The organism is Nitrospira defluvii (assembly GCF_905220995.1).
Taxonomy (GTDB): Bacteria; Nitrospirota; Nitrospiria; order Nitrospirales; family Nitrospiraceae; genus Nitrospira_A; species Nitrospira_A defluvii_C.
In genome coordinates this window covers 790,767-803,298 of sequence record NZ_CAJNBJ010000001.1, presented here as the reverse complement: position 1 = coordinate 803,298, position 12,532 = coordinate 790,767, and the positions used below count along the sequence as shown (strand labels likewise).

Sequence of the window (12,532 nt, the reverse complement as noted above, 5' to 3'; positions counted from 1 at the left end):
ATGGCGCTACGCCCTGACCAGCCCCCTTCAGAGGCGGGGCGCATCTGGTTACTCGTCGTCGGTCTCGCTGTCGGCTGCATCCTCAGGACGCTCCTCGGTCTTCAGGGCCGCAAAATCGAAGAGTGCGCGATCAAGGAGCAACGACGGGGCGATGTTGCCCAGCGCGGCGAACATGCTGTCGTTCGATCCGGGAAACCGCTGATTCCAGTCCTGCAGCAATGCCTTGACCTGTTTGCGTTTTAAGTCTTCCTGGGAGCCGCACAGATCACAGGGGATAATCGGAAATTGCCGCAAGGCGGCATAATGTGCCAGGTCGGCCTCTTTGACATAGGCCAACGGCCGGATGACCAGATGGCGGCCGCTCTTGGCCCGAAGCTTGGGCGGCATGGCTTTCATCTTGCCCGTAAACAACAGATTCAACAGCAGTGTTTCGAGAATGTCGTCGCGGTGATGGCCCAAGGCAATCTTGGTCGCGCGCAGTTCGGTGGCCAGCCGGTAGAGGTGTCCGCGCCGGAGGCGGGAGCAGAGCGAACAGGTGGTGTGTCCCTCTGGAATCAACCGTTTTACGACGGAATAGGTATCGCGGGTCTCAATGTGAAACGGGACTCCGCGCTTGGTCAGATAATCAGGCAGCACGTGGGCGGGGAATCCCGGCTGCTTCTGGTCGAGATTGACGGCGATGATCTCAAAGTGAATCGGAGCTCGGCTGCGAAGCGAGAGCAGGACCTCCAAGAGTCCGTAACTGTCTTTCCCTCCGGACAAACAGACCATGACCCTATCGTTGGCCTCGATCATCCGATAGTCGGCAATGGCCTGCCCGGCGAGGCGACACAATCTGGTCTCCAGGCGTTCGAGTTCGTCGGTCTGTTTGGCCGGCCGTGCAGCGTTCCGCGTCAGCGGAGTGATGAGAGGTTGCATGGTCGGGCATTGTAGCGCATGCGCGTCCGGGAATGGGATAGGGTCGGTGACCGAGGGTTTTCCCTACAACTCTGAGCAGGCATGCGGTCGATCCGCCAGCGTAATTTCAACGAGCTGCTATAGTTGAACGAGAACAAATTGGCGCCGGACGAGGCTTTTTGGTGGCGGAATCATGGGGCGAACGCAGAGACAGCGTCGGCAGCGGGCAGATCTTGCGGGGGCAGCGCCGGTATGGGCGGAGTGGAGCGACGAGCAACTCCTCGATCTTCGCATGTGCGATTTGGCATTGCGGCTCGATGGCACCTTTTATCAGGAGCCGATCGCGCAACTGTATCGCGAGTTGGCCGCTCGCCGCCTGGTGTTTCGTCCGCACTTCTGGATTTCAGACGAGTGGTTTACGCCGGATGGGGTGCCTGGAATTGCCGTCCCCTTCTATCTCGCTCATCCTCGCTTGGCCAAATTGGAAGCCAGTCAGATGCTGGAGGTGGAGGGAGGCACCCACGACTGGTGCATGCGCATCCTCCGTCATGAGGCGGGTCACGCGATTGAAAATGCCTTCCTGCTCCGTCGGCGTCGGCGTCGGCAGAAACTGTTCGGCCGCTCTTCTCAACCCTATCCCGAGTACTATACGCCGCGACCCTACAGCCGGAGTTTTGTGCGCCATCTGGATGTCTGGTACGCCCAAAGTCATCCGGATGAGGACTTCGCCGAAACGTTCGCCGTATGGCTGGACCCGCAATCGGGTTGGCGGGAACGGTATCGCGGATGGCCGGTGATGAAGAAGCTGGAGTTCATGGAACGGCTCATGGGTGAACTGGCGGAGATGTCCCCGACGGTGACCGGGCGGCAATTGCTGGATCCGCTGCCTCGTATCTATAAGACCTTGCGCGATCACTATGACGAAAAGCGGAAGCATTATGGAATCGGACGCGCCTCGTCCTATGACAGCGATTTGAAGAAATTGTTCTCGGACCAGCCCGCCCACGCCAAGAATCTCAGCGCCGCCGAATTCCTGCATCGCGCTCGCAAGGACATACGCCGGCGGGTGGCGGAATGGACCGGAGAGTATCAGTACACCATCGATCAGGTCCTAGAGAGCATGATCGAGCGCTGCCACGCCTCAAAACTGCATCTGACGCAACCGCGTGAGCAGGCCAAGCTCGATTTTGCGATCCTCCTGACGGTGCAGACCATGAACCATCTGCACAGCGGGAGGCACAAGGTAGCACTATGAAGCGATTACGGGTGCTCGTACTCATGCACAAGGATCTGGTGCCTCCGGAATCACTCAATGGGCAGAACTCTGAACAGGCGGCGTGGCGGACCGAATATGATGTCGTGTCCACACTCAAGAAGCTTGGCCACGAGGTGCAGGCGCTCGGCGTGAAGAGCGACCTGGAAGTCATCCGCACGGCAGTGGAAGGATGGAAGCCGCACATCGCCTTCAATCTGCTGGAGGAGTTTGATGGCGTGGCGGTCTACGATCAGAATGTCGTGTCCTATCTGGAATTGATGCGGATTCCCTATACGGGCTGTAATCCGCGAGGGCTCATGTTGGCCAGGGACAAGGCGTTGGCCAAGCAGGTCATGTCCTACCATCGCATCCCCTACCCGGAATTCATGGTCGTCCCCTTGCACCGGATGGTGCGGCGGCCCAAGTACCTGCCCTTTCCGCTGATTGTGAAATCGATTACGGAAGAAGCGTCATTGGGGATTTCGCAGGCGTCGATCGTGGACGATGACGACAAGCTACGCGAACGCGTTGCCTTCATTCATGACCATGTCGGCACCGGAGCGCTCGTGGAGCGGTATATCGAGGGGCGCGAGCTCTACGTCGGCGTGATGGGCAATGCCCACCTGCAAGTGTTTCCCGTCTGGGAATTGGTGATGGATAAGATGCCGGAGGAAGCGCGCCGCATCGCCACGCAACGCGTGAAATGGAGTCGCACCTACCAGGACAAGTATGGCATCCGTTCCTGCGAGGCGCGGAATCTGCCGGAGGGTGTCGCCGAGCAGATTCAGCATCTGGCCAAGCGTGTCTACCGTGCGCTGGGGTTGAGCGGCTATGCACGCATCGACATGCGCATGGACAAAGACGGCAACGTGTACGTGATCGAAGCTAACCCCAATCCGCAGATCGCCAGCGGGGAAGACTTCGCCGACTCAGCCGAGAAAGCCGATCTGGCCTATAAAGACCTGCTGCAGGAATTGTTGCAGGTGGGGTTGCGGTGGCGCCCTGCCCAAGCCGCATAGCGGATGTTGAAACAGGCTTGCGGCTGCGTTCTCGCGTCGCTCAGGCCCTCACTTGCTGCGGCCTTGCCGCCAGACCCGTTTGAACATCCGCCCGTGCAGCCGCTGAAACGACTCCCCAGCATCGTTCTCGCTCGCTCCGAGGCTCAACGTACCGCAAGGGTACGCCTCGCCTCCTCGCTTTGCTGCGGCCTTGCTGGGAACCCGTTTGAGCGGCTGTCACTATCTTGAAACGGGGCTTGCGGCTGCGTTCTCGCTCATCCGAATTCACCACTCAGCACTCACCACTGTGGAGTTGGCCTATGGTCCCCAACGAATTCCGAACAGCAGCGCGACGCTGCTATTGTCGTCGGGGACTGGTGGGGACAGGTTGATGCGATGGAGATTGACCATGAGGGTGGTCGAGAAGGCGATGTTGGGGCCGACCTGATATTCCAGCGACATGCCCAGGGGAATGAAATGGCTCGTGTCGTTGCGATCGACTTTGGTGGGTCCGTTGCCCCTGTTGAGGTCCGCGTGGAGAATGCCTAGTCCCGCGAACGGCACCAGATTGAATCCGCTATTCAGGCGAAGATGATACTTCGCGACTCCCGCGATGCCGATCTGTGTCAGGTCTCCGACCGGCGTGAAGAGCGCCATCCCGCCGAACGAAAAATTCTGGTCCATGTAGTAATCGAGTCCGAAGCCCAGCGCGAAGGTGGTGTCGTTGGTGGTGCCACTCCACAGGCCGAGGTCGGTCGCGAATCCCCAATGCGCGCCTTGCGATTCCGCCGATCTGGCGGGGGGGGACGACAAGCAACCGAGGAACGCAAAGACGGCGCACAGAAACTGGATTCGTCTGGTGTGTGTCATGGAGTTCCGTCTCACGGTGAACGCGCTCCTTGTAGCATAGGCTATTCCTGCGGACAAGCGCACGCCGCAATGCGTCGGAGCATCACCGAGGGTTGTCAACGCGCGCGGAGCTTCAGTATGCTTGGGGCTCTTTCGGAGGGTGGTATGAAAAAAGAATCGATGACGCCGGCCGAAGTTGCAGATGCCTTATACAAGCTGATTCCGCGCCGAATGACGGTCGAGGCTTTGAGTGAGTATGGAATTGAGGGCACGGAGGAGCAGGAGGAGGCGATGACTCGGGAGATCCTCTCCTTTACGCTCTACTGGGTCTTGGCCGCCATCAACGCGCACATTCCGCGCAAGTACCGCGACCTAGTGTTTCACCGCGTGATGGATCTGATTCGCGCCGATTGGGAGAGCGAGTACAAACTCGGGGCGGTGAAATGGGAGGAGTACCTCGATGAGGTGGAGGAGCGCCGCGCCCGGTATGCGCCGGTGGGGGATTACGAGGGTGGCGCCATTGCGGCGTCCGAAGAAATCTCAGACCTGCTCGAAAGCGAGGGGCTCATTCAACCGGAGGATCGGCCGAAGTTGCTTGTGCTGCTTCCCGACCTGGTGCCGCTGGACAAGTATCAGGAGCTCTTGAGCCAGTGTGTGTAGGCGAGTGAGGGGCATTCTGCCGTGGAAGAGCTTACATGCACAGTGTTCAATGCTCAATGCCTTGCGCTCAGTTGAACATTGAACAGTGAACATTCCGCAGGGGTACTGCGGTCGGTTAGAGATACCGGTGTGACAAGACCTGTCCACTGTTGTCGAGCTCGTACAAGAGCGGAGCGCCGGTCGGTATATTGAGTTCCAGGACCTGCTCCCGCGTCAGCTGTTCGAGCTGCATCACCAGCGCGCGCAGGCTGTTCCCGTGGGCGGCGATGAGAATGGTTTCCCCCTTGAGCACGTAGGGCTTGATGCGACTCTCGTAGTAGGGCAGCACGCGCTCGGCGGTATCTTTCAGGCTTTCTCCCCCGGGCGGCCGCACGTCATAACTCCGCCGCCAGATCTTCACCTGCTCATCGCCGAACTTCTTGGCCGTTTCGGCCTTATTCAACCCTTGCAACTCGCCGTACATCCGCTCGTTCAGGGCCTTGTCCTTTTCGATCGGAATGGTCGTCTGACCGATGGTTTCAAGGACGAGCCGCAGGGTTTCATTGGCGCGAGCCAGCACGGAGGAGAACGCACGGTCGAACTTGAAGTCCGCCAGTTTCTTTCCGGCTGCTTTCGCCTCTTCGACTCCCTTCGGAGAGAGGGGGACATCGACCCACCCGGTGAAGCGGTTTTCCAGATTCCACTGTGATTCGCCGTGTCGGATCAGAACTAATCTACTCATCGTGTCTCGTCTCCTTATCCGAAAGGGGTGGGGACTTGAGCCCACAGGTTACGCGATTGCCCCTTGATCCTGTCAAGGTCCCCGGCTCGCCGGAACACTGACTCGTTGCTCCAGGTCGGTTGCATTCAGTGGTGGCAGTCAGTACCATGCCGCCGATTTCCCTCACGCGTGGAGCAGCTCGATGTCGATGGTTCCCCCCACAGACTGGTCTCCGCTGCAAGAGTGGTGGCAGGCGATGGGGCGTCGTCTGCAGGTCGAAGACCGGGTCGAGGCATTTTTCCGGCGGGCGCTCGGGGTGAGCCAGGCGTTGGCTGGTGTCGTGCACGTCGGTGGGGAGGTCGAGTACATTCTCTTCGTGCTGGTGCGGTACTGGATTCCCGTCGTCTTGCCGCCGCCGGGCCGTGAACGGGCCTCTAAAGGCGATCCGGACTATTGGCTTGAATCGGAGCAGATTCTGAAGGCCGCGGCCAGCCGGTTACGGGAGCTCAAGCCGCTGATCGAGTTGCTGACAGCGGCCAATCCTTTGGGCGCTGGGTCGACTGATCAGCCTGCGTCGAGAACGCCGCTCGTGGAGGTCGAGCTGGCGAATATGCTGCAAGGAATCGCGGAGTCCGCAGGCAGTTATGGCGGGCCCGATTATACCTCGGTGATCAAGACCTTCGATCCTGTCCCGTTGCGGCAGACTCAGCCGTTCAAACACAACAAAAAGAACAGCGCCGAACTGTGGGTCGTATTCCTCCTGCGCGAGCATTTCCGCGGTCTCGGACTCGGCAAGGACCGGTACTGGCCGTTGGTGGCGGGGTTGTGTTCAGCGGCCGGCATTGCCAATCCCAGCGGGCAACCCTACGGACCGGATGAACTGAAGTCCTGGTGGCAAAAAAATTGGCCGCGCACCTATACGCAGCTGGAGCAAACGCAGGCGGCGCCTGATCTTAGCGGGGCGGCGTACCAACAGGATTTCGACTGGTTCGTGTCGTGGATCGAGTGGCAGCGCCGACAGCAAGTCGAGCAAGAGAGTAGAGAGTAACAGGGGAACGCACAGATTCGGTCAGCGAGTTACACCTGAGTCATGCTGGCCGGATGTGGTTTGGCGGGTGACCCCTTCGATCTGTCCGGCGGACCATCTTTGAGCATGGCCACGACGAGTCCGATTTTCAGCACCAGCAGCCCCACACCGACCCAGACGACATAGGGTTGTACGCCGCCCAATTCCCCCAGCATCTGTTGTCTGGCCTCTCCGCCTCCGGCCCGTTCGGCCTTAATCTTGGCGAGTTGCTCCTTGGCATGCCAGAAGTAGATGTAGTTGGCGCTGGCCCCGGCGATCACGCGCCAGACGATGTCGGCGGAAAGATCCTGAGTGATGTAGAACGCCATGGCGGGCCCGATGGCATAAATCAGTGCGTAGACATACATTTTCCGGTACAGGAACCAGAGAAACGGCTCGAACACAAAGGCCGGCCAGTGCCAGGTCAGGGCGAATTGCGGGCCGGAGGGCCCCGAAAATTTTTTGAATGTCTCCAGATACCGGTCGGCGTTGGGGCCGATGAAGGCTTTCCAGAGTTCCGTATCAGTCAGCGTTGTCGTGGTCTGGTCCGGCTCCAGGGTGGCCGCCTGGGGATCGGCGCTGAAGGCTCCCCCGCATTGATGACAATAGCGGGCATCGTCCCGGTTTTCTTGCCGGCATTGTGCGCAGGATTTCATACCGCCACCTTATCCCATCCGCCGTCTCTTCCCGTCAAGGGACGATCTCCACTGGATCTGCATTGGCAAACCGACGACCCGCCGCGCCAGGAGCCACGATAGGCGGTGGTTCGGTTGCTTTCACCTGATGCCTATGATAGCTTCGCCGACTCACGATGGGAGAGGTGTGCCATGCCGACGGGTGAGTTGCGTCTCAATGCTGAACAGTACCTGATGAACACCTATACGCGCCAGCCGATTTCGATCGTGCGCGGGCGCGGGACGAAGGTGTATGACCTGGAGGGCCGGGAGTACATCGATTTCGTCGCCGGTATCGCAGTCAATGTGCTCGGGCATGGGCATCCGGATCTGGTGTTGGCCATCCAAAAACAGGCACAGCACCTGCTTCATACCTCAAACCTCTATTATACCGAACCACAGGTGCGCTTGGCGCAGACGCTGGTGGAACATTCGTTCGCGCAGAAGGTCTTCTTTTGCAACAGCGGCGCGGAAGCGAATGAAGCGGCTATCAAGCTGGCCCGCAAGTACTCGTACGACAAATACGGCGCAGATCGGTACGAGATCATCACGATGACGAGTTCCTTTCACGGGCGGACACTCGCCACGCTGACGGCGACCGGTCAGGAGAAGGTGCACAAGGGCTTCACGCCGCTCATGCCGGGATTTTCCTATGTGACCTTCAATGATCTGTCGGCGGTTGAGCGAGCGATCACTCCCAAGACTGCCGCAATCATGCTGGAACCGATTCAGGCTGAAGGCGGGGTCCATGTGGCGGATCGCGGGTACATGCAAAGCTTGAGGGAATTGTGCCGTGAACGGGATGTGCTGCTGATTTTCGATGAGGTGCAAACCGGCATCGGACGCACCGGCACCCTCTTCTGTTATGAACAGTTCGGGATGCAGCCGGATATCATGACTTTGGCAAAGGGGCTCGGTGGCGGCGTGCCGGTCGGAGCCTGTCTGGCGACGGATACCGTGGCTCACGCGTTTGGGCCGGGAACGCATGCGTCGACGTTTGGCGGCAACCCCTTGGCCTGTGCCGCGGCGCTGGCGGTGTTGCGCGTGCTGCTGGACGGGAAGATTCTCGAGCAGGGGCGTCGGATGGGCGAGTGTCTGGCGAAGGGGCTGGCTACCTTGAAAGAGCGGCATCGCTGCGTCAAGGAGGTGCGGGGCCTCGGGCTGCTCCAAGGCATGGAGTTGGATATTGATGGGAAGGCCGTCGTGGCCGAATGTCTCACGCGCGGGCTGCTGATCAACTGCGTCGGTGATCGGGTCTTGCGCTTCGTGCCCTCGCTGATCATCACGGAGCGCGAGATTGATCGCCTGCTGGCCGCGCTGTCACAGATTTTTAGTCAACGAACCATCTCAACCCATTAAGCGAGTAGGGGCGCGTATGTCGCGGCGTCCTCGTCGGTCGACCACCCGGGCTGGTCTCGGGAAAGATTTTCTGGATTTGCTCTCGATCCACACGGAGGAGCTGAAGGGCTTACTGCGTCTTGCCGCCCAGCTGAAGGCGAAGCAACGGCGGGGCGTGCCCCATCCCCTTTTGCCGGGGCGTATGCTGGGCTTGCTCTTTCAAAAGCCGTCGACCAGGACCCGTGTTTCGTTCGAGGCCGGGATGAATCAACTCGGCGGCCAGGCCATGGTGCTGCCGATGGGCGATATTCAGTTGTCCCGCGGGGAGACTATTGCGGATACAGCGCATGTCTTGTCTCGCTATCTGGACGCCATTGTGCTGCGGACCTTCGATCACGCCATTGCCGAAGAGTGGGCGCGAGAGGCCAGCATCCCGATCATCAATGGTCTGACCGATCTGAATCACCCCTGCCAGGCCTTGTCCGACCTGTTGACCATTCAGGAGAAGAAACGCCGATTGAAGGGGATCAAGATCGCGTATGTCGGCGACGGGAACAATGTGACGAACTCTCTCATTGAGGCTGCGGCCAAAACCGGCATGACGATCGCCGTGGGGTGCCCGCCTGGATATCAGCCGAACCGGGGCATTGTCGATCGAGCCCGAGAGGAAGCTCGTCAGACGGGGGCGGTCATTGAAATCGGGGCCGATCCGTTGGTGGCCGTGAAAGGTGCCGACGTGGTGTATACGGACGTCTGGATCAGCATGGGACAAGAGCGAGAGCAAGCCAAGCGGCTGAAGATCTTGGCTCCCTATCAGCTCAATGCGCGACTGCTGAAGTATGCGAAGCCGGACGCATTGGTGATGCATTGCCTGCCCGCTCACCGTGGCGAAGAAATCAGCGCCGAGGTGTTGGACGGACCTCAGTCTGTCGTGTTCGACCAGGCCGAAAACCGGTTGCACATGCAGAAGGCGATTCTGGTCAGACTCCTCGGGAAGACATCGCAGACACGCAGGACGTAACAAAGGAGTGGTATGAGCCGGTCATCGTATAAGAAAGTCGTCTTGGCCTATTCGGGCGGTCTGGACACCTCGGTCATTTTGAAGTGGTTGGAAGAGGTGTATGGGTGCGAGGTCGTCGCGTTTTGCGCGGATCTCGGTCAGGGAGAAGATCTCAAGGCCATCAAGAAAAAGGCGCAGTCCTTGGGGGTGAAGAAGGTCTATGTCGAAGACCTCCGCGAGGTGTTTGTCAAAGACCACGTCTTCCCCATGTTGCGCGGGAATGCGTTGTATGAAGGCAGTTATCTGCTGGGGACCTCAATCGCACGTCCGCTCATCGCCAAGCGGCAAATCGAGATTGCTGCACAGGAGGGGGCTGAGGCGGTGTGTCATGGCGCGACCGGGAAGGGCAACGATCAAGTGCGGTTCGAGCTCACCTATATGGCGCTGCATCCGCAGATCAAGATCATCGCGCCGTGGCGGGAATGGACCATGCGTTCGCGCCGGGAATTGATCGAGTATGCGGAGAGGCACGGCATTCCGGTGACCGCCACGAAGGCGAAACCGTACAGCATGGATATGAACTTATTTCACACGAGTTACGAAGGCGGCATTCTGGAAGATCCATGGCAGGCTCCGCCGGAAGAAATTTTTGTGATGTCGGTCTCTCCTGAGCGGGCCCCCGGCAAAGCGCGGGAAGTGGAAATCGAGTATGTCGCCGGCGATCCGGTTGCGGTGGACGGCAAAAAAATGCGTCCAGCCGCGTTGCTGGCCCATCTCAATGCCTTGGGCGGAGAGCACGGTGTCGGTCGAGTCGATCTGGTCGAAAACCGCTATGTCGGCATGAAGTCTCGTGGCGTGTATGAAACCCCGGGCGGTACGATTCTGCATGCGGCGCATCGAGGCTTGGAGTCCCTGACCATGGATCGGGAAGTGCTGCACTTGCGGGACAGCCTGATCCCGCGGTATGCGGAGCTGATCTACTACGGATATTGGTACGCACCCGAACGCGAGATGCTGCAGGTCGCGCTCGATGAAGCCCAAAAGGATGTCACCGGCACTGTTCGGGTGAAGCTGTATAAGGGGAATTGCACGGTGGTCGGACGGAAGTCTCCACGTTCCCTGTACCGCCTGGATATGGCGACCTTCGAAGAAGATGATGTCTATCGACAGAAAGATGCGGAAGGGTTTATTCGCCTGAATGCATTGCGGTTGGCCATTCGCGCGCAACGCAAGAAGAGGTCGGCTCGGTAATGGCCAAATCTACGTCTGCGGGCGCTCGCGCGTCTAAGTCCGCTTCCGCCGCACCACGCTCCGGACGGGCCCTGCCTAAAGGGAAAGCCTGGGGCGGCCGGTTTGCTGAGCAGACCGACCGTCTGGTGGAGCAGTTCACCACGTCGTTGGCCTATGATCGGCGTCTCTATCCCTACGATATTCAGGGGAGCATCGCACACTGTAAAACGCTCGAACGGGCCGGGGTGTTGACAACCAGGGAATCGGCGCAGCTAGTGCGCGGGTTGGAGCGGGTGAAGCTCGAACTGGATCACGGACGTTTTCCCTTCTTGCCCCAAGACGAAGACATTCACATGGCGATCGAACGTCGACTGACGGAGCTGATCGGCCCGCTCGGCGGAAAACTGCACACGGGGCGAAGCCGTAACGACCAGGTGGCGTTGGACTTGCGGCTCTTTTTACGCGATGTCGTATCACGTGTGATGGGGCAAGTTCAGGAGTTCCGACGTGTGCTGGTGGGGCAAGCGCGTGCGCATCTCGATGTTGTGATGCCGGGGTATACGCATGTGCAGCGAGCGCAGCCGGTCTTGATGGCGCATCACTTCCTGGCCTATGTCGAAATGCTTGAACGCGATTGGGGGCGACTCCGGGATTGTCGGACCCGGCTGAATGTCATGCCGCTGGGGTCCGGCGCGCTTGCCGGCTCGAACTATCCCGTTGACCGTCGATACACGGCCTCGCTCCTGGACTTTCCGTCGGTGACGCAAAACAGTCTCGATGCGGTTTCGGATCGCGATGCGGTGGTGGAGGTACTTGGCGCATTGTCCCTGATCATGATGCACCTCTCGCGACTGAGTGAAGAGCTGATTCTTTGGGCGTCGCAGGAGTTTCGGTACGTGGACTTGCCGGACACATTTTGTACCGGCAGCAGCATGATGCCGCAAAAGAAGAATCCCGATGTGCCGGAGCTGGTACGTGGCAAGACTGGGCGTGTCTATGGCCATTTGATGGGGATGCTGACGCTGCTCAAGGGGCTGCCCCTCAGCTACAACCGTGACCTGCAGGAAGATAAAGAGGCCCTGTTCGACGCCGTGGACACGACGGAACAGTCGTTGGTACTTTGCACTGAACTGATGCGACGGCTTGTCGTCAACACGACGGTGTTGGCTGAGGCCGCTGAAGGCGGGGGCATGTTGGCGACGGAGCTGGCGGATTATCTGGTGACACAAGGGGTGCCGTTCCGGGAGGCCCATTCCATTACCGGACAGATTGTGCGATTCTCATTGGAGCAACACCGACCGCTGCAACAACTGACCTTGAAGGAGTTGCAGGGATTTTCGCCTCGCTTTGGGCAGGATGTGCTGCTGTGTCTGACCGTGCGAGGGGCCATCAATCGGAAGGATCAGATCGGCGGCACGGCGCGGCGTCGGGTAGAAGCGAGAATCAAGGAGCTTGAAAAGGCACTGAAGGGATGAAGTCGTTCGGCGGGAGGCGCGTTCTTCTGCGCGGCCGCCCTGCTGCCGCGGTGTTCGGTGTACTCGGATTGGCCGGGTGTGGGGTCTTGGGTGCACCGATTCCTCCGGAGGATGTCGGAGTCGCGCCGATCATCGAACGTCAGTTGAGGCGGGAAGGGCTGTTGGCCGCCGGCGCCAATGTGTATGGTTCAGCGTCACGGCCGAGTGCGCCCACCGGGGTGACGATTGAGGAGGCACCGATCCCTCCGGAGCCAGACCCATTACCGACCCCTCCGTTGCGGATGATGGGCACGAGATAGGCGTCGGTTGTGACAAACTCCACGCGGTCCGGTCGCGGGGATTCGTCCCCTTCGGGATGAGGAGAGTTGAGTTGGACTTGTTGATCGAGGA

General features: G+C 59.6%; 13 protein-coding genes. 9 read left to right on the top strand and 4 right to left on the bottom strand.

Annotated elements, in window-relative coordinates:
* Window positions 1-48 precede the first annotated feature (48 nt).
* The gene (gene ttcA, locus KJA79_RS03740; protein ID WP_213040658.1) at window positions 49-918 is read right to left on the bottom strand and encodes a tRNA 2-thiocytidine(32) synthetase TtcA; all 870 of its coding nucleotides are present in this window, start codon (window positions 916-918) and stop codon (window positions 49-51) included.
* Window positions 919-1,090: 172 nt separating this feature from the next.
* Between ttcA and KJA79_RS03735 the strand changes: the two genes are divergently transcribed.
* Together KJA79_RS03735 and KJA79_RS03730 are read left to right on the top strand one after the other, a co-directional pair.
* Window positions 1,091-2,152, top strand: coding sequence for a putative zinc-binding metallopeptidase (locus KJA79_RS03735; protein WP_213040657.1), 1,062 nt, complete (start codon window positions 1,091-1,093; stop codon window positions 2,150-2,152).
* Window positions 2,149-3,171, top strand: coding sequence for a D-alanine--D-alanine ligase family protein (locus tag KJA79_RS03730; protein WP_213040656.1), 1,023 nt, complete (start codon window positions 2,149-2,151; stop codon window positions 3,169-3,171). Before KJA79_RS03735 ends, KJA79_RS03730 begins: the two co-directional genes overlap by 4 nt.
* 297 nt (window positions 3,172-3,468) lie before the next feature.
* On the opposite strand, the gene KJA79_RS03725 is transcribed toward KJA79_RS03730, so the two are convergent.
* Window positions 3,469-4,020, bottom strand: coding sequence for an outer membrane beta-barrel protein (locus KJA79_RS03725; RefSeq protein WP_213040655.1), 552 nt, complete (start codon window positions 4,018-4,020; stop codon window positions 3,469-3,471).
* Window positions 4,021-4,164: 144 nt separating this feature from the next.
* Between KJA79_RS03725 and KJA79_RS03720 the strand changes: the two genes are divergently transcribed.
* Complete coding sequence (locus KJA79_RS03720; protein WP_213040654.1) at window positions 4,165-4,659, top strand: hypothetical protein; 495 nt, start codon at window positions 4,165-4,167, stop codon at window positions 4,657-4,659.
* A gap of 115 nt (window positions 4,660-4,774) precedes the next feature.
* Here the strand turns inward: KJA79_RS03720 and KJA79_RS03715 are convergent, their stop codons facing one another.
* Complete coding sequence (locus tag KJA79_RS03715) at window positions 4,775-5,380, bottom strand: 2,3-bisphosphoglycerate-dependent phosphoglycerate mutase (RefSeq protein ID WP_213040653.1); 606 nt, start codon at window positions 5,378-5,380, stop codon at window positions 4,775-4,777.
* A gap of 181 nt (window positions 5,381-5,561) precedes the next feature.
* Between KJA79_RS03715 and KJA79_RS03710 the strand changes: the two genes are divergently transcribed.
* A complete protein-coding gene (locus KJA79_RS03710) occupies window positions 5,562-6,407 on the top strand; it encodes a hypothetical protein (protein WP_213040652.1) in 846 nt (281 codons plus the stop codon).
* 29 nt (window positions 6,408-6,436) lie between these two features.
* Here the strand turns inward: KJA79_RS03710 and KJA79_RS03705 are convergent, their stop codons facing one another.
* Complete coding sequence (locus KJA79_RS03705) at window positions 6,437-7,081, bottom strand: DUF2628 domain-containing protein (protein WP_213040651.1); 645 nt, start codon at window positions 7,079-7,081, stop codon at window positions 6,437-6,439.
* Between the two features lie 171 nt (window positions 7,082-7,252).
* Between KJA79_RS03705 and KJA79_RS03700 the strand changes: the two genes are divergently transcribed.
* The 5 genes from KJA79_RS03700 to KJA79_RS03680 are packed head-to-tail and all read left to right on the top strand — an operon-like array spanning window position 7,253 to window position 12,441.
* Window positions 7,253-8,458 (top strand): acetylornithine transaminase, encoded by a 1,206-nt coding sequence (locus KJA79_RS03700; RefSeq protein ID WP_213040650.1) that lies wholly within the window; start codon window positions 7,253-7,255, stop codon window positions 8,456-8,458.
* 16 nt (window positions 8,459-8,474) lie between these two features.
* Entirely contained in the window at window positions 8,475-9,458 is a 984-nt protein-coding gene (gene argF, locus KJA79_RS03695; protein WP_213040649.1) for an ornithine carbamoyltransferase, read from the top strand.
* A 12-nt stretch (window positions 9,459-9,470) separates the two neighbouring features.
* The gene (locus KJA79_RS03690) at window positions 9,471-10,688 is read left to right on the top strand and encodes an argininosuccinate synthase (protein ID WP_213040648.1); all 1,218 of its coding nucleotides are present in this window, start codon (window positions 9,471-9,473) and stop codon (window positions 10,686-10,688) included.
* Window positions 10,688-12,142 (top strand): argininosuccinate lyase, encoded by a 1,455-nt coding sequence (gene argH / locus KJA79_RS03685; RefSeq protein ID WP_213040647.1) that lies wholly within the window; start codon window positions 10,688-10,690, stop codon window positions 12,140-12,142. Before KJA79_RS03690 ends, argH begins: the two co-directional genes overlap by 1 nt.
* A complete protein-coding gene (locus tag KJA79_RS03680; protein WP_213040646.1) occupies window positions 12,139-12,441 on the top strand; it encodes a hypothetical protein in 303 nt (100 codons plus the stop codon). The genes argH and KJA79_RS03680 overlap by 4 nt, the downstream gene beginning before the upstream one ends.
* Window positions 12,442-12,532: the final 91 nt, after the last annotated feature.